The organism is Pseudomonas sp. GD04058, from assembly GCF_029836855.1.
Classification (GTDB): domain Bacteria; phylum Pseudomonadota; class Gammaproteobacteria; order Pseudomonadales; family Pseudomonadaceae; genus Aquipseudomonas; species Aquipseudomonas bharatica.
On record NZ_JAOECN010000003.1, the window covers coordinates 216,783 to 234,802 of the forward strand.

Annotated in this window: 12 protein-coding genes; 1 reads left to right on the top strand and 11 read right to left on the bottom strand. The window is 63.8% G+C overall.

The features are described 5' to 3' along the window. Positions 1-345 precede the first annotated feature (345 nt). From gcvT to arcD (N7650_RS04525), 10 genes are all read right to left on the bottom strand, one after another. Complete coding sequence (gcvT, locus tag N7650_RS04480) at positions 346-1,470, bottom strand: glycine cleavage system aminomethyltransferase GcvT (RefSeq protein WP_279897212.1); 1,125 nt, start codon at positions 1,468-1,470, stop codon at positions 346-348. 27 nt (positions 1,471-1,497) lie between these two features. Further along, complete coding sequence (locus tag N7650_RS04485; RefSeq protein ID WP_279897213.1) at positions 1,498-2,874, bottom strand: L-serine ammonia-lyase; 1,377 nt, start codon at positions 2,872-2,874, stop codon at positions 1,498-1,500. A 107-nt stretch (positions 2,875-2,981) separates the two neighbouring features. Then, entirely contained in the window at positions 2,982-5,837 is a 2,856-nt protein-coding gene (gcvP, locus tag N7650_RS04490; protein WP_279897214.1) for an aminomethyl-transferring glycine dehydrogenase, read from the bottom strand. Positions 5,838-5,847: 10 nt separating this feature from the next. Then, a complete protein-coding gene (gene gcvH / locus N7650_RS04495; protein WP_009398272.1) occupies positions 5,848-6,231 on the bottom strand; it encodes a glycine cleavage system protein GcvH in 384 nt (127 codons plus the stop codon). 288 nt (positions 6,232-6,519) lie between these two features. Then, entirely contained in the window at positions 6,520-8,028 is a 1,509-nt protein-coding gene (locus tag N7650_RS04500) for a sigma-54-dependent transcriptional regulator (protein ID WP_009398273.1), read from the bottom strand. 95 nt (positions 8,029-8,123) lie between these two features. Then, positions 8,124-8,486 (bottom strand): DUF5064 family protein, encoded by a 363-nt coding sequence (locus N7650_RS04505; protein WP_009398274.1) that lies wholly within the window; start codon positions 8,484-8,486, stop codon positions 8,124-8,126. A 57-nt stretch (positions 8,487-8,543) separates the two neighbouring features. Continuing rightward, a complete protein-coding gene (gene arcC / locus N7650_RS04510) occupies positions 8,544-9,473 on the bottom strand; it encodes a carbamate kinase (protein ID WP_009398276.1) in 930 nt (309 codons plus the stop codon). Between the two features lie 176 nt (positions 9,474-9,649). Then, a complete protein-coding gene (locus N7650_RS04515) occupies positions 9,650-10,660 on the bottom strand; it encodes an ornithine carbamoyltransferase (protein WP_009398277.1) in 1,011 nt (336 codons plus the stop codon). Between the two features lie 67 nt (positions 10,661-10,727). Continuing rightward, positions 10,728-11,984, bottom strand: a complete 1,257-nt coding sequence (gene arcA / locus N7650_RS04520) for an arginine deiminase (protein ID WP_009398279.1) — start codon at positions 11,982-11,984, stop codon at positions 10,728-10,730. Between the two features lie 33 nt (positions 11,985-12,017). After that, positions 12,018-13,445, bottom strand: a complete 1,428-nt coding sequence (arcD, locus tag N7650_RS04525) for an arginine-ornithine antiporter (RefSeq protein ID WP_009398281.1) — start codon at positions 13,443-13,445, stop codon at positions 12,018-12,020. A 414-nt stretch (positions 13,446-13,859) separates the two neighbouring features. Between arcD (N7650_RS04525) and arcD (N7650_RS04530) the strand changes: the two genes are divergently transcribed. Next, positions 13,860-15,287, top strand: coding sequence for an arginine-ornithine antiporter (gene arcD / locus N7650_RS04530; protein WP_009398283.1), 1,428 nt, complete (start codon positions 13,860-13,862; stop codon positions 15,285-15,287). A 106-nt stretch (positions 15,288-15,393) separates the two neighbouring features. On the opposite strand, the gene N7650_RS04535 is transcribed toward arcD (N7650_RS04530), so the two are convergent. After that, positions 15,394-17,889, bottom strand: coding sequence for a TonB-dependent receptor (locus tag N7650_RS04535; RefSeq protein ID WP_279897241.1), 2,496 nt, complete (start codon positions 17,887-17,889; stop codon positions 15,394-15,396). Positions 17,890-18,020 lie beyond the last annotated feature (131 nt).

Sequence of the window (18,020 nt, forward strand, 5' to 3'; positions counted from 1 at the left end):
TTGAAACTTTGAATTGTGATTACAGTTTCCTTCATCGATTTGCAATGAAAGAACACTGGGCTGGGTTGCAGGAAAGTAAGAGACGTCGAACGGTTTGTAGCGAATCTCAGCCTACTGTTCCAGGTCACTAACCGAGCGACCCACGCAAACACAGTGCACCGACTCTACGCTAACTTCCCCGGGAAAAACAAGCCCTGGAGAGTCGCGGTTCAAGGCTTTTTTAAACGCTTGCCGGCGGCTTTTTATGCACTCTTTCAGCGCCTTGCCGAGACTCATGTTCGAAAGTTTGCCGGTGCGTTCGAAATCGAATAATACGAACGCACCATGACACTTTTTGTCCTGGGCTCAGCCTCGGTAATAACGCTGTGCCACGAACGGCATCCTGCTCACTTTCATCGGCACCCGCTTGCCGCGCACGATGGCCCAGACCTGGCTGTCCAGGGCCGAGCGGGCGCTGTCCAGATAGCCCATTGCGACCGGTGCGCCCAAGGTCGGGCCGAAGCCGCCGCTGCACACCTGGCCGATCACTTCGCCCGCATCGTCGACGATCTCGGCACCTTCGCGCACCGGCGTGCGCTCCTGTGGCAGCAGGCCGACACGCTTGCGTGCCACGCCTTCCTGCTGCTGGGCGAAGACCCGGGCCGCTCCCGGGAAGCCGCCGGCCCTTGTACCGTCGGCGCGACGGGCCTTGGAAACGGCCCAGAGCAGGCTGGCCTCGACCGGTGTGGTCGTGCTGTTCATGTCATGGCCATAGAGGCACAGGCCGGCCTCCAGGCGCAGGGAGTCGCGGGCACCGAGGCCGATGGCGGCGACTTCCGGTTCGTCCAGCAGACGGCGGGCCAGCGTCTCGGCCTGCCCTGCCGGGACGGAGATCTCGTAACCATCCTCGCCGGTGTAGCCCGAGCGACTGACGTAGCAGTCCTCGCCCAGCAGTTGTACCGGTGCGAACTGCATGAAGGTCATCTTCGCCACCTGCGGCGCCAGGCGCTCCAGTACCTTCACCGCCGCCGGACCTTGCAGGGCGAGCAGGGCGCGCTCCTCGAACAGCGGCTCGATCTCGCACTGGTCGCCGATGTGCTGGCGCAGATGGGCCAGGTCCTGATCCTTGCAGGCGGCGTTGACCACCAGGAACAGTTCGCCATCACCGAGGTTGGCGACCATCAGGTCGTCGAGGATGCCACCCTGCTCGTTGGTGAACATGGCGTAGCGCTGCATGCCTACGGGCAGGTCGATGATGTCCACCGGCACCAGGCTTTCCAGTGCCTTGGCCGCATTGGCGCCGCGCAGGCGGATCTGGCCCATGTGCGAGACATCGAACAGGCCGGCCTGCTCACGGGTATGCAGGTGTTCCTTCATCACCCCCAGCGGGTACTGCACCGGCATGTCGTAGCCGGCGAACGGCACCATGCGCGCGCCCAGTTCCAGGTGCAGGGCATGCAGCGGGGTTTTCAGCAGTGTTTCGGTGGACATTTGGAACTCCTGGGTTGCAAAGGGATGTCAGCATTCGATGATGTTGACGGCCAGACCGCCGCGGGCGGTCTCCTTGTATTTGCTTTTCATATCCGCGCCGGTCTGGCGCATGGTGCGGATGACCTTGTCGAGCGAGACGAAATGCTGCCCGTCGCCGCGCAAGGCCATGCGCACCGCATTGATGGCCTTCACCGAGCCCATGGCATTGCGCTCGATGCAGGGCACCTGGACCAGGCCGCCGATGGGGTCGCAGGTCAGGCCCAGGTTGTGTTCCATGCCGATTTCCGCGGCGTTCTCCACCTGCTGCACGCTGCCGCCCATGACCTCGCACAGGGCACCTGCGGCCATCGAACAGGCCACGCCGACTTCGCCCTGGCAGCCGACCTCGGCACCGGAGATCGAGGCGTTCTCCTTATAGAGGATGCCGATGGCGGCGGCGGTGAGCAGGAAGCGCACAACGCCGTCTTCATTGGCGCCGGGGATAAAGCGCATGTAGTAATGCAGCACCGCCGGAACGATGCCGGCGGCGCCATTGGTCGGGGCGGTGACCACCCGTCCGCCGAAGGCGTTTTCCTCGTTCACCGCCAGGGCGTACAAGTTGACCCAGTCGAGCACCGACAGGGCATCGCGCAGGCTGGCTTCCGGGCTGGCGCAGAGCTGGCGGTACAGCGCCGCGGCACGGCGGCGAACTTTCAGGCCGCCGGGCAGGATGCCTTCGTTGCGGCAGCCGGCACTGACGCAATCCTGCATCACCTGCCAGATCTTCAGCAGACCGGCGCGGGTTTCGCTTTCCGGGCGCCAGGCGGCTTCGTTGGCAAGCATCACCTGGCTGATCGACAGGTGCTGCGCGGTGCAATGGGCCAGCAGTTCCTTGGCGGTCTTGAACGGGTAAGGCAGCGGGGTCTTGTCCTCGACGATGCGGTTGGCCCCGGCGGCATCCTCGTCGACCACGAAACCACCGCCCACCGAGTAGTACTCGCGGCTGCGAATCTGCAGGCCGGCGCTGTCGAAGGCACGGAAGATCATGCCGTTGGGATGGTAGTCCAGCGGCTTGCGGATCATCGCCAGGTGCTGTTTTTCCTGGAAATCGATGCTGTGCTCGCCGAGCAGGTCGAGACGGCCGCTGTCGCGGATCGCCTGCAGGCGGGCGGGAATGCTCTCGGTATCGACGCTGTCGGGGTGCTCGCCTTCCAGCCCGAGGAGCACGGCCTTGTCGCTGCCGTGGCCCTTGCCGGTGGCGCCGAGCGAACCATACAGCTCGACCTTGACGCTGTGGGTGGCGGCCAGCAGGCCATCACGCCGCAGCCCTTCGGCGAAGCGTGCGGCAGCGCGCATCGGGCCGACGGTATGGGAACTGGAGGGGCCGATGCCGATCTTGAACAGGTCGAAGACGCTTAATGACATGGCAGGTTCCTCTAGGGAGTGATTAAGGGCCCTATCGCTGGCAAGCCAGCTCCCACAGGGATCGCATGTGGGAGCTGGCTTGCCAGCGATGAGGCCCTCAAGCGAACTCAGACCTCTTGGTAGCTCTCGATCGACGGGCAAGCGCACACCAGGTTGCGATCACCGAACACGTTGTCGACCCGACCCACCGGTGGCCAATACTTGCCTTCCACCAGCGACGGCAGCGGGTACACCGCCTGCTCGCGGCTGTAACCGTGAGGCCATTCGCCCGCCAGCTCGGCCGCGGTGTGCGGAGCGTTCTTCAGCGGGTTGTCGTCCTTGTCCAGGCTGCCGTTCTCCACCGCACGAATTTCCTCGCGGATGCGGATCATCGCCTCGCAGAAGCGATCCAGTTCTTCCTTGGACTCGCTTTCGGTCGGCTCGATCATCAGGGTGCCGGCGACCGGGAAGGACATGGTCGGGGCGTGGAAGCCGAAGTCGATCAGGCGCTTGGCCACGTCGTCGACGCTGATGCCGCTGCTGTCCTTGAGCGGGCGCAGGTCGAGGATGCACTCATGTGCGACCAGGCCGTTGCTGCCGGTGTACAGCACAGGATAGTGCTCTTCCAGGCGACGGGCGATGTAGTTGGCGTTGAGGATCGCCATCTGCGAGGCACGCTTGAGGCCCGCGCCACCCATCATGCGGATGTACATCCAGGTGATCGGCAGGATGCTGGCGCTGCCGAATGGCGCTGCGCAGACCGCCCCTTGCTTGTTTTCCATCTGCGCATGGCCCGGCAGGAACGGCGCCAGGTGCGACTTGACGCCGATCGGGCCGACGCCCGGGCCACCGCCGCCGTGAGGAATGCAGAAAGTCTTGTGCAGGTTCAGGTGCGAGACGTCGCCACCGAACTTGCCCGGTGCGCAGAGGCCGACCATGGCGTTCATGTTGGCGCCGTCGATGTACACCTGGCCGCCGTTGTCGTGGATGATCGCGCAGATCTCGCCGATGGCTTCCTCGAACACGCCGTGGGTCGACGGGTAGGTGATCATCAGCGCGGCAAGGTGCTCGCGGTGCTCGATGGCCTTGGCCCGCAGGTCGTCGATATCCACGTTGCCGCGGGCGTCACAGGCGGTTACCACCACGCGCATGCCGGCCATATGGGCGGTGGCCGGGTTGGTGCCGTGGGCCGAGGACGGGATCAGGCAGATGTCGCGGCGGTCGTCGCCACGGCTCTGGTGATAGGCACGGATCGCCAGCAGGCCGGCATATTCGCCCTGGGAGCCGGCGTTCGGCTGCAGCGACACGGCGTCGTAGCCGGTGGCGGCGCAGAGCATGGCTTCCAGTTCGGAAGTCAGTTGCTGGTAACCCTGGCTTTGTTCGGCAGGGGCGAAGGGATGCAGGCTGCCGAATTCGGCCCAGGTCACCGGGATCATCTCGCTGGCGGCGTTGAGCTTCATGGTGCAGGAGCCCAGCGGAATCATGGTGCGGTCCAGCGCCAGGTCCTTGTCGGCCAGGCGGCGCAGGTAGCGCATCAGCTCGGTTTCGCTGTGGTAGCGGTTGAACACCGGGTGCTCGAGGATCGCCGATTGGCGCAGCAGGGCCTGCGGCAATTGCCCGGCGGTGCCGGCGGCCAGGGTGGCGAAGTCCGGGGCGGCCTTGCCTTGGGCGAACAGCGCCCACAGGGCTTCGACATCGGCCTGGGTGCTGGTTTCGTCGAGGGACACACCCACGCGCTCGCCATCGATCTGGCGCAGGTTGAAGCCGGCAGCGCGGGCTTGTGCGTGCAGTTCGGCGGTAGCGGCACCGGTAGCCAGGGTCAGGGTGTCGAAGAAGGCGCTGGTTTCGACGGTCACGCCCAGGCCGTTGAGGCCGGCAGCGAGGATCGCGGTCAGTTGGTGGGTGCGTGCGGCAATCTGCTTCAGGCCCTGCGGGCCGTGGTAGACGGCGTACATGCTGGCGATGTTGGCCAGCAGCACCTGGGCGGTGCAGATGTTGCTGGTGGCCTTCTCGCGGCGGATGTGCTGCTCGCGGGTCTGCATGGCCAGGCGCAGGGCGGTCTTGCCGAAGCGGTCGATGGACACGCCGACCAGGCGACCCGGCATGTCGCGCTTGAACGCGTCGCGGGTGGAGAAGTAGGCGGCGTGAGGGCCGCCGAAGCCCAGCGGTACACCGAAGCGCTGGGCGCTGCCGATGGCCACGTCGGCGCCGAACTCGCCCGGCGGGGTCAGCAGGGTCAGGGCCAGCAGGTCGGCGGCAACCGCGACCAGGGCGTTGGCGGCGTGGAAGCGCTCGACCAGCTCGCGGTAGTCGAAGACGTCACCGTTGCTCGCCGGGTATTGCAGCACGGCGCCGAAGAAGCGGCTGACGTCGCTCAGTTCGCGCTCGTCGCCGACTACCACTTCGATGCCCAGCGGCTCGGCACGGGTACGCAGCACGTCGAGGGTCTGCGGGTGGCAGTGCACCGAGGCGAAGAAGGCGTGGCTGCCCTTGTTCTTGCTCAGGCGCTTGCAGAAGGTCATGGCTTCGGCGACGGCGGTGGCTTCGTCGAGCAGCGAGGCGTTGGCGATCGGCAGGCCGGTGAGGTCGCTGATCAGGGTCTGGAAGTTCAGCAGGGCTTCCAGGCGGCCCTGGGAAATCTCCGGCTGGTACGGTGTGTAGGCGGTGTACCAGGCCGGATTTTCCAGAAGGTTGCGCAGGATCGGCGCTGGCGTATGGCAGTTGTAGTAACCCTGGCCGATCACGCTCTTGACCAATTGGTTCTTGCCGGCGATGGCTTTCAGGGCGGCGAGGGCGTCGGCTTCGCTTTGGCCTTCGCCCATCTCCAGCACGCTGGTGCCCTTGATGCTGTCGGGGATGACCGCGGCGCTCATGGCTTCCAGCGAGTCGAAGCCGAGGGTAGCGAGCATGGCCTGCTCATCGGCCTGGCGCGGGCCGATATGGCGGGCGATGAATTCGTTGGCGGTGCCGAGATTGATGGTCATGACGGGGTCCTCAGGCGTCGGCGTTGGCTTTGATCAGGCGGTCGTAGGCGTCCTGGTCGAGCAGTTGCGCGACGGCGCCGGCGTCTGCCGGGATAAAGCGGAAGAACCAGCCGTCGCCCAGCGGGTCTTCGTTGACCAGCTCCGGGCTGTCTTCCAGTTGCCCATTGACCTCGACCACTTCGCCGTCCAGCGGCATGTACACGCCGCTGGCGGCTTTCACCGATTCCACGGTGGAGGCTTCGGCGCCCTTGGCGTATTGCTGCAGTTCCGGCAGTTGCACATAGACCACGTCGCCCAGGGCGTTCTGGGCAAAGGCGGTGATGCCCACGGTCACGCTGCCGTCGGCTTCGGCACGCAGCCACTCGTGATCTTCAGTAAAACGCAACTCGCTCATGGAAACTCCTCGAAGGCCGTCGGTGCGGCCGGATGCGGTGGTGGCCCGCGGAAAAGGCGCGGCGGGCGGGGTCTGGAATATCCATAGCAAGTTCGCGGCCATGTTCGCCAAAAGCCCGTGAACAAAGGGTTTTCCCGAATTTTCCTGACCGAATTACAGAATGAGCGGAATGAAATCGATACGGCAGAAGGAAGGGATTAATGCCGAGAAGTATCAAGGCCTTGCCGGCTAGGCATTACAACAGATCGTATCGAAATCATTACGGTGTATTGATTTCGCTACGAATGGTCATTGTTTGGTTGGGATTCCGTACTTGCGCAGCCGGTGGGCAATCGCCGTGTGAGAGGTCTGCAAGCGACTCGCCAACTGGCGGGTCGAGGGATAGTCGGCGTAGAGCTTTTCCAGCAGGTTCTTCTCGAAGTTCTCGACGGCCTGCTCCAGGCTGGTGATTTCGCCGTCCTGCTCGCGGGCTACCGAGGTGCCGGCGATGTCCAGGTCGCCGATGTCCACCAGGCTGCTTTCGCTGATGGCGGCGGCGCGGAAGATCACGTTCTGCAGTTGCCGCACGTTGCCCGGCCAGCGGTTGCCGAGCAGCGCAGGGAAGGTGTCCGGGGCCAGGCGGCAAAGCGGGCGCTGGATCTGGGTACAGGCCTGCTGCATGAAGTAGCGGGCCAGCAGCAGGATGTCCTGGCCGCGATCACGCAGCGGCGGCACCTCGAGGTTGAGGACGTTGAGGCGGTAGAACAGGTCTTCGCGGAAGCTGCCTTCGGCGACCATCTTTTCCAGGTCGCGGTGGGTGGCGCTGAGGATCCGCACATTGACCTTGACCTCGCGATCGCCGCCGACCCGACGGAAGCTGCCGTCATTGAGGAAGCGCAGCAGCTTGGCCTGCAGGTAGGGCGACATCTCGCCGATTTCGTCGAGAAACACCGTGCCCTGGTTGGCCAGTTCCATCAGCCCCGGCTTGCCACCGCGCTGCGCGCCGGTGAAGGCGCCGGGGGCGTAGCCGAACAGCTCGCTTTCGGCCAGGTTCTCCGGCAGTGCCGCGCAGTTGAGGGCGAGGAACGGCGCGGCATGGCGGCTGCTGATGGCATGGCAGGCGCGTGCCACCAGTTCCTTGCCGGTACCGGTCTCGCCGTGGATCAGCAACGGCGCATCGAGGGCCGCCACGCGCAGGGCGCGGCTTTTCAGGGTACGGATCGCCGGGGATTCGCCAAGCAAGGCGTCGAAGCCCTCGGCGTGGTCGTGATGCAAGGCCGACAGGCGTTCGCCGATGCGATTCGGCGGGTACAGGGTGACCAGCGCACCGGCGTCGGTGATCGGCGTGGCGTCCAGCAGCAGCGTCTGGCCGTTGAGCACCACTTCGCGCATCGGCAGGTGGAAGCCCTGGTCGATCAGGGTGGCGAGCAGCTCCGGCGCATCGAACAGCTCGGCGATGCTGTGTCCCGCCGGCTCCTGCCCGCACAGTGCGACCAGCGCCGGGTTGGCCAGCAGCACGTTGCCGGCGCTGTCCAGGGCCAGCACCGGGTCGCTCATGGCTGCCAGCAGGGCATCGAGTTGCAGATGGCGGCGCTGGCCGGGAAGGATATCCACCACCCGTACCGACTGTACCCCGCGCACGTTGAGCAGGGCGTCGTGCAGTTCTTCGAGGACGAAGGGATTGAGCGTGGGCGCGTCGATATAGACGTTCGGCGGCACCATCTCCACCGCATCCAGGTTGAGGTTGCGCGCGCCCAGCAGGGCGAGCACTTCCTGGGTGATGCCGACGCGGTCGATGAAGCTGACATGGATGCGCATTGGTGGGCGATGGGTTCACGGCTGGCGAAGCGTGCAAGTATGCCTTGCGGCTGCTCGGTGGTCGATTGGCTTGCCAGCGGTGAAGGCTGTGCCGGTTACTCGAAACGCTCGGGCTTGATCGGGTCGCCCGATTTCACCTCCAGCTTGTCGCGGATATCTTCGAACATCCTGTCGTAGAGGGTGTTGTGCGCCGAGGTGACGATGCCCTTGATCGGCATGTCGTGCTTGCGGGCGATGTCATCGATGACGGCGGCGAAGTTGTACCAGTCGCTCTTGCCGAGGAAGAACGTCTCGTCGGCGGGCTTGTCCTGGATGGTCCCGTGCAGGCGGAACTGGATGCCCTTGCCTGCCGTGGGGTCCTGGACGGTTTCGTAATCGACGCAGAAGTTGTAGCTGTGGTCGTCCTTGTTCAGCGCATGGCGCTCGATATGCAGATGGCCTGGGGTGAACTGTGCCATTGGGGCTCCTTGTACGGTTGAAACAGGCGGGCCCGCCAGCAGGCCCGCCCTGGCGTTTCAACGATAGCTGAGGCCTGGGGAGGCGGTACTGACCCGGGTGCCGGCGGTGCCCTTGACGATATCCTCGATATCACTGAGCGAGCCGATCACCGCGACTTTGCCTGTGTGACGGGCGAAATCGCAAGCTGCCTGGACCTTCGGCCCCATGGACCCGGCGGCAAAGCCGAGGCGTTCCAGTTCGTCCGGGTGAGCCTGGGCGATGGCCTTCTGGGTCGGCTTGTTGAAGTCGACATAGGCCGCGTTGACGTCGGTGGCGATCACCAGCAGGTCGGCTTCCAGCTGTTCGGCCAGCAGCGCCGAGCACAGGTCCTTGTCGATCACCGCTTCGATGCCCTGCAGCTTGCCGTCGGCACCATACATGGTGGGAATGCCGCCACCACCGGCACAGATCACGATACTGCTCTTTTCCAGCAGCCATTTGATCGGGCGGATCTCGAAGATGCGCTTGGGTTTCGGGCTGGCGACCACACGGCGGAACTTGTCGCCGTCGGCGGCAATGGCCCAGCCCTTTTCCTTGGCCAGGCGCTCGGCTTCTTCCTTGGAGTAGACCGGGCCGATGGGCTTGGTCGGATTCTGGAAGGCCGGGTCGTTGGCGTCGACTTCGACCTGGGTGAGCAGGGTGGCGAAGGGCACCTCGAAGTCCAGCAGGTTGCCCAGTTCCTGTTCGATCATGTAGCCGATCATGCCTTCGGTCTCGGCGCCGAGAACGTCCAACGGGTAAGGGGTGACCGAGGTGTAGGCCGCCGCCTGCAGCGACAGCAGCCCGACCTGCGGGCCGTTGCCGTGGGCGATGACCAGTTGGTTGCCGGGGTGGATCTTGGCGATCTGTTCGGTAGCGATACGGATATTGGCGCGCTGATTGTCGGCGGTCATGGGCTCGCCACGGCGCAGCAGCGCGTTACCGCCTAGTGCAACAACGATACGCATGGGAATGTCCTTTGAATCTCGTTGAACGGGAGGCCGCCATCGCTGGCAAGCCAGCTCCCACAGGGGACGGCGTAAACTGGACCTGTGGGAGCTGGCTTACAGCATCAGGCTGGAGGATTGCCTACTCAGTTACGGCGTACACCGGACCTGTGGGAGCTGGCTTGCCAGCGATTGGGTTACAGATCAGCCAAGGTCGAAACCAGGATCGCCTTGATCGTGTGCATGCGGTTTTCCGCTTGCTCGAAGGCGATGCACGCGGGCGATTCAAAGACGTCGTCGGTGACCTCGATGCCATTGGCCAGGTGCGGATACTGTTCGGCGATCTGCTTGCCGACCTTGGTTTCCGAGTTGTGGAACGCCGGCAGGCAGTGCATGAACTTGGTGCGCGGGTTGCCGGTAGCCTTCAGCAGCTCGGCGTTGACCTGGTAGGGCAGCAGTTGCTGGATACGTTCGCCCCAGGCTTCCACCGGCTCGCCCATGGACACCCAGACGTCGGTGTGGACGAAGTCCACGCCCTTGACCGCAGCCTTCGGATCCTCGGTAAGGGTGATGCGCGCACCGCTGTCTTCCGCGTATTTCTTGCAGCGCGCAACCAGGTCGTCATGCGGCCACAGGGCCTTCGGTGCGGCGATGCGCACATCCATGCCGAGCTTGGCGCCGATCAGCAGCAGCGAGTTGCCCATGTTGTTGCGCGCATCGCCCAGGTAGGCGTAGCTGATCTCGTGCAGCGGCTTGTCGGCGTGCTCGCGCATGGTCAGCACGTCGGCGATCATCTGGGTCGGGTGGTATTCGTCGGTCAGGCCGTTGAACACCGGCACCCCGGCGAACTTCGCCAGTTCTTCCACCACTTCCTGCTTGAAGCCGCGGTACTCGATGGCGTCGTACATGCGCCCGAGCACCCGGGCGGTGTCCTTCATGCTCTCCTTGTGGCCGATCTGCGAGGAGTTCGGGTCGATGTAGGTGACGTTGGCGCCCTGGTCGTAGGCCGCCACCTCGAAGGCGCAGCGGGTGCGGGTCGAGGTCTTTTCGAAGATCAGGGCGATGTTGTTGCCCTTGAGGTGCTGCTGCTCGGTGCCGGTGTACTTGGCGCGCTTGAGGTCGCGGGACAGGTCGAGCAGGTAGCGCAGCTCGCGCTCGGTGTGATGTTCGAGGCTGAGCAGGTTGCGGTTATGAATGTTGAACGCCATTTCGGGACTCCTTGGATTCGGTGATCTGCCCGGCCTCGCCGGGTGGGCGCGGCCGGGGTAGTGGGCGTTAGTAGTCGATTGGGTCGCGCACGATCGGGCAGGTCATGCAGTGGCCGCCGCCACGTCCGCGGCCCAGTTCGCCGGCGCTGATGGTGATGACCTCCACGCCCGCCTTGCGCAGCAGGGTGTTGGTGTAGGTGTTGCGGTCGTAGCCGATGACCACGCCGGGTTCCAGGGCCACCACGTTGTTGCCGTCATCCCATTGCTCGCGTTCGGCGGCGAAGCTGTTGCCGCCGGTTTCCACCACGCGCAGGGCCTTGAGGCCGAGGGCCTCGGCAACCACGTCGAGGAACGACTTGTTCTCGCGGCGCACGTCCATGCCGTAGGGCTTGCTGCTGTCCGGACGGATCACGAACGGCACGATCTCCTTCACCACTTCCGGGAAGACCGTGACCAGGTCGCGGTCGCAGAAGCTGAACACGGTGTCCAGGTGCATCGCCGCGCGGGATTTCGGCAGGCCGGCGACCACCACCTTTTCCACAGCGCCCTTGGCGAACAGCGATTGCGCCAGTTGGCCGATGGCCTGGCGCGAGGAGCGCTCGCCCATGCCGATCAGCACCACGCCCTTGCCGATCGGCATGACGTCGCCGCCTTCAAGTGTGGCCTGGCCGTGGTCCTTGTCCGGATCGCCGTACCAAACTTCGAAGTCGGCGTTGGTGAACTCGGGGTGGAATTTGTAGATGGCGCTGGCCAGCAGGGTTTCCTGGCGTCGCGCCGGCCAGTACATCGGGTTCAGGGTCACGCCGCCGTAGATCCAGCAGGTGGTGTCGCGGGTGAACTGGGTGTTCGGCAGGGGTGGCAGCAGGAAGCTGGAGTGGCCCAGGTAGTCGCGATACATCTTGATCACGCTGGCGCCTTCGCTGTCCGGCAGGTCCTCGCCGGCCACGCCGCCGATCAGGAACTCGGCCAGACGGCGCGGCTCCAGGCCTTCGAGCCAGCTGCGCACTTCGTTGGTGAGGCCGACGCCGACGGTGTCGGGGGTGATCTTGCGGTCGAGGATCCACTTCAGAGCTTCGGGATTCTGGATGGTTTCGGTCAGCAGGTTATGCATTTCCAGGACTTCGACACCACGCTCGCGCATCTTGGTGACGAAGTCGAAGTGGTCGCGCTTGGCCTGGTTGACCCAGATGACGTCATCGAACAGCAGCTCGTCGCAGTTGCTCGGGGTCAGGCGCTGGTGCGCCAGGCCAGGGGAGCACACCATCACTTTGCGCAGTTTGCCTGCCTCGGAATGAACACCGTACTTGACTTTATCCGTGGACATGATCATTTCCTCCAAAGGTGTGAAATACGGGGGTTACAGCGTAAGGAAGCCGTCATACAGGCCGTAGGCTGCCACCAGGGCACCAACGACCACGGCGGCGAATATCAACTTCTCCACGTGGGTGAAAACCGGTTGGCCGACCTCGCGCTTGGCCTTGGCGAACAGGATCGCGCCAGGGGCATAGAGCAGGGCGGAGAGCAGCAGGTACTTGACCCCGCCGGCGTACAGCAGCCAGATCGCATAGAGCAGGGCGATACCGCCGATGATCAGGTCCTTCTTGCGCTCGGCCAGGGCCTGCTCGTAGGTCTCGCTGCGCCAGGCAAGCAGCACGGCGTAGGCCGCCGACCACAGGTAGGGCACCAGGATCATCGAGGTGGCGAGGTAGATCAGCGACAGGTAGGTACTGGCCGAGAACAGGGTGATGATCAGGAAGATCTGCACCATGGCGTTGGTCAGCCACAGGGCATTGGCCGGCACATGGTTGGCGTTCTCGCGGCGCAGGAACTCCGGCATGGTGTGGTCCTTGGCGGCGGCGAACATGATCTCCGCGCACAGCAGCACCCACGACAGCAGGGCCCCCAGCAGCGAGATGATCAGGCCGACGCTGATCAGCACCGCGCCCCAGTGGCCGACCACGTGCTCGAGCACGGCCGCCATCGACGGATTCTGCAGCTTGGCCAGTTCAGGCTGGGTCATGATGCCCAGCGACAGCACGTTGACCAGGACCAGGAACAGCAGCACGGTGATGAAGCCGATGACCGTGGCCTTGCCCACGTCCGAGCGTTTTTCCGCGCGGGCCGAGAAGATGCTCGCGCCCTCGATGCCGATGAACACCCAGACGGTGACCAGCATCATGTTGCGCACCTGGTTCATCACGCTGCCCAGGTCCGGGTTCATGGTTCCCCAGATGTCGGCGGTGAAGATATCCAGCTTGAAGGCGAACAGCGCGATCAGCACGAACAGGGCCAGCGGCACCACCTTGGCCACGGTGGTGACCAGGTTGATGAAGGCCGCTTCCTTGATCCCGCGCAGCACCAGGAAGTGCACGGCCCACAGCAGCACCGAGGCGCCGATGACCGCCGCCGGGGTGTTGCCCTCGCCGAAGATCGGGAAGAAATAGCCGAGGGTGCTGAACAGCAGGACGAAGTAGCCGACGTTGCCCAGCCAGGCACTGATCCAGTAGCCCCAGGCCGACGAGAAGCCCATATAATCGCCGAAACCGGCCTTGGCGTAGGCATACACCCCCCCATCCAGATCGGGTTTGCGGTTGGCCAGGGTCTGGAAGACGAAGGCCAGGGTGAGCATGCCGACGGCGGTGATCGCCCAGCCGATCAGTACCGCGCCGACATCGGCGCTGGCCGCCATGTTTTGCGGCAGGGAAAAGATCCCGCCACCAATCATCGAACCCACCACAAGTGCGACGAGCGCACCGAGTCGAAGTTTTCCGGAAGCCTCTGACATGCTTGAGCTCCATTTCAGAAAAGAGAGACTTTCAAGGTAATGCGGATGGAATTACAGGAAGCTGATACAGGTCAGTTCATTGCGACATTCCATTGTTGACAAATGACTGGAAGAGCCTTCGAAAGATCAGCAGTTTGCTGCGCAGGCCTTGTGATACGGCGCTTTCAGAGAAGGGGTGGGTTCTCGAAAGTGCCTGAGAACTTTGAAGCTAGTCCGTTTCCCGGCTTTCGCAAATTTTTCACGAAAAAAAGGCGGTTAGACTTGTCGAAGCGGAATTAGTGCACAAAACTCTGACCGAAGCGTGTCGTTATTAGAGTCCTTTGTTATTAAATATAAAGGCTTATAACCTGCGATTTTTACAAGATGATGATCAGGTTCATTGACTGAAAAACAGGGAATAAAAAGGGGAATTTCATGTCCGAGCCTGGCCAGAAACTGCGCCTTGGAGCGTTGATCGCGTTGGTGGTGGGTTCGATGATCGGCGGTGGCATCTTTTCCCTGCCGCAGAACATGGCTGCCCGTGCCGACGTAGGTGCAGTACTGATTGGTTGGGGTATCACTGCGATCGGCATGCTGGCCCTGGCCTTCGTTTTCCAGAGCCTGGCCAATCGCAAGCCACAGCTGGATTCCGGGGTCTATGCCTACGCCAAGGCCGGCTTCGGCGAGTACATGGGCTTTTCCTCCGCCTGGGGCTACTGGATCAGCGCCTGGCTGGGCAACGTCGGTTACTTCGTCCTGTTGTTCAGTACCCTGGGCCTGTACTTCCCGGCGTTCGGCGAAGGCAACACGCCGTTGGCCATCGGCTGTGCCTCGCTGCTGCTGTGGGCGGTGCATTTCCTGGTGCTGCGCGGGATCAAGGAGGCCGCGTTCATCAACCAGATCACCACGGTGGCCAAGGTGGTGCCGCTGATCCTGTTCATCGTGATTGCCGCGGCGGCGTTTCGCATGGACATCTTCACCCGGGATATCTGGGGCCTGGCCAACCCGAGTTTTGGCAACGTGCTCGACCAGGTGCGCAACATGATGCTGGTGACAGTGTTCGTGTTCATCGGTATCGAAGGGGCAAGCATCTATTCCGGGCGGGCGCAAAAGCGCTCGGATGTCGGCAAGGCCACGGTGATCGGTTTTCTCGGTGTGCTGGCCCTGCTGGTGCTGGTCAACGTGCTGTCGCTGGGGGTGATGACCCAGCCGGAACTGGCGGCGCTGCACAATCCGTCGCTGGCGTCGGTTCTGGAGCACATCGTCGGGCCCTGGGGCGCCTTGCTGATCAGCATCGGGCTGGCGGTTTCGCTGCTCGGCGCCTTGCTCTCCTGGGCCTTGCTCTGCGCCGAGATTCTCTATGCCACGGCGCGGGACAAGACCATGCCGCGGTTTCTTGCGTTCGAAAATGCCAACCATGTGCCGTCCAACGCGCTGTGGCTGACCAACAGCATGATCCAGGTTTTCCTGCTGATCACGCTGGTCTCGGCGGGGACCTACACCAGCCTGATCTACCTGGCGTCGTCGATGATCCTGGTGCCCTACCTGTGGTCGGCGGCCTATGCGGTGCTGCTGGCGTTGCGCGGGGAGACCTATGAAGGCTTTGCAGGAACGCGGCGCAAGGACCTGTGCGTCGGGCTGGTGGCGTTGCTGTATGCGGTGTGGTTGTTGTACGCGGGCGGGTTGAAATACCTGCTGCTCTCGGCGCTGCTCTATGCGCCGGGGGTGATCCTGTTCGCAAGGGCGAAGCGTGAGCAGGGGAAACCGTTGTTTACCGGCTGGGAGAAGCTGATTTTTGCGGCGGTGGTGGCGGGTGCCGGCCTGGCGGCCTTCAGTCTCTACACTGGCGTCCTGACCCTGTAGATCCCTGTGGGAGCTGGCTTGCCAGCGATAGCGATGGTGAACTCACTACCGCAATCGCTGGCAAGCCAGCTCCCACAGGGGATGTAGATGGGCCTTCAGATCGTGATCAGATATCCCAGACCACATTCACCGAGAAGTTGCGCCCCGGCATGGTCAGGCGATCCAGGTTGGCCGGGGCGGTCGCAGCGGCTTCGCCGATCCCGTCATAGCCGCGCACGTCATCCCACTGCCAGTACTTCTTGTCGGTCAGGTTGTACAGGCCGGCATTGACCGTCACGTCGTCGCTCACCTTGTAGAACCCGCTCAGGTCCAGCACGCCGTAACCCGGAGTGCGGAACTGCTTGCTGGTGCCGTCCGGGGCGTAGAAGCTGGTGTCGTCGACGCGGTTCTTGCGCTTGACCAGGGTCAAGCTGAGCAATCCACCGTACTGCTCCTGCTCGTATCCAAGGCCCATCACCGCAGTCAGCGGGTTGACGCTGTTGATCGGCTTGCCGGTGTCTTCGTTCTTGCCCCAGGCATAGGCCAGCGAGCCCTGGGTGTAGAGGCCGTTCGGCGCGCCGAAGGCATCCAGGTTCAGGCGGCCCTTGAATTCGGCGCCCTTGATGGTGGCGTGCTTGATGTTGTTGGCCTCGAAGCTTTGGCCGACGTTGGAACCCTGCACGGCGTCTTCGTTGATGAAGTCGCGGTACTTGTTATAGAACACCGCCACATCGAAATTGCCGGCCTCGAAGTTGCCGCGCAGACCGGTTTCGTAGCTTTTGCTCTTCTCCGGTTCCAGGTTCGGGTTGCCCTGCACGCTGTAGCCCAGGCCCGGGTTCTCGAAGCGGCCGTACATGGCCTTGGCGGTCGGGGTGCGGAAACCTTCGGCGTATTGTCCGTACCAGGTGTAGTTGTCGTTGAAGGCATAGGTCACGCCGAACTTGGGCGAGACGCGGTGCCACTTCTTGTCCTCGGTGTTGACCGGTTCGTTGTTCGAGCTGATGCCGCGCAGGAACTCGTCGGTGACGTGTGGCTTCATGCGCGTCTGGTCGTAGCGCAGGCCCGGCAGGAAGGTCCACTGGTTCCAGCGGATTTCATCCTGGGCGAAGATGCTGTAGGTATTGACCGTCGGATCGGGGAAGTCGCTGACTTCAACCAGTGCGCTGGACGCCAGCGGCCGTCCGGTGACACAGCCGAAGCCGGTGGTCAGGCAGGTGGCGGTGCCGCTGCGCGAGCCGGTGACCTTGTTCTGCTTGAAGGTCGCGCCGTAGGTCAGCAGGTGCTCGGTGTCGCCGATACCGAAGGCCTTGGCGGCCTGGGCATCGAGGATCCACTGACGGTCCTTGTAGGTGGTCTTGCGGTCGCGGTAGAGGGTGTAGACCATCGGCCGGTAGATTTCCGCGGTGCGCTGGTCGGTCTTGCCGATCTGGTAGTTCAGGCTCCACTTCAGGTTGTCGGCCAGCAGGCTGTCGACGGCGAAGTCATGGGCGATGCCGAAGCGCTCGCGGGTGACCACGTCGCTGCCGGTGCGGTCCTGGTAGAAGTTCAGCGGGTTCGGCGTGAAGGGGCCGCCGACCGCGCTTTTCTGGTCGAGGTCGCGGTCGTCCTTGTAGTGCTCGTAGGTCAGGGCGATACGCCCGTCGTCGGCGTAGTTCCAGCCCAGCTTGGCCAGCACGTTGGTGGTCTGTACGTCTTCCGGGTTGGCCTCCGTGCGGCTCAGGCCGGTACCGCCGTGCTCGCCGTAGGATTCGGTCTCGCGACCGTCACGCCGGCTCAGGTGCAGCAAGCCGTCGAACTCGCCTTCGCGGCCGGCGACGGTGGCGGATTTCAGCCAGCTGTTGTCGGCCGAGCTATAGCCGGCCTTCAGGCGCGCGCCGACGTCCTGGCCCGGCTTGATGATGTCGTCCGGATCGAGGGTGAAGTAGCTCACCGCGCCGCCGATGGCGTTGCTGCCGTACAGCACCGAGGCCGGGCCGCGGAGGATTTCCACGCGCTTGACGATCTCCGGATCGACGTAGTTGCGCTGGGTCTGGGCGTAGGGGCCGAAGAAGTAGCTGTCGGGGATCGCCACGCCGTCGATCTGGGTCAGTACCCGCTCGCCGTCGATGCCGCGGATGTTGTAGCCGTTCAGGCCGCTGCGCTGGCCGGTGCCGCTGACCGAGACACCCGGTTCGTAGCGCACCAGTTGCTTGATGTCGTTGACGTTGTTGCGGTCCAGTTGTTCGCGGGTCTGCACGCTGACGGTGCTCGGCACCTGGCTGACGTCCTGGGCATTGCGGGTGGCGCTGATGGTCACCTGTTGCAGGGCGATGGCCTGGGACTGGCTGCGCTCGATGGCGACGTTGTTGCTGCCCAGTTTGCGGTAGGTCAGGCCGGTACCCAGCAGCAGTCGTTGCAGGGCCTGCTCCGGCGGTAGTGAACCGCGCACGCCCGCCGACACCACATTCTGTCCCAGTTCGGCGGACAAGCCGACCTGCCAGCCGGTCACCGAACTGAAGGCGTTCAACGCTGACACCAACGGTTGCTGGGCGATGTTGAAGCGGTAGTCACCCATGCGCTGGGCAGGCACCTGCGCCGGCTCGGCGGCCAGCGCCGGCAGGCTGGCGGCGCTGCTGGCGAGCATGGCCAGGGTCAGCAGGGAGAGCGTGCAACGTGGCAGGCCCGGCTTGCGGGCGTGGCTGGGGATTCGGTGGGTGGATCCGGTGGGCATCGAAAGGCGCTCCCTGTCGCGCGTCGTTATAGGTGGCTACTGTT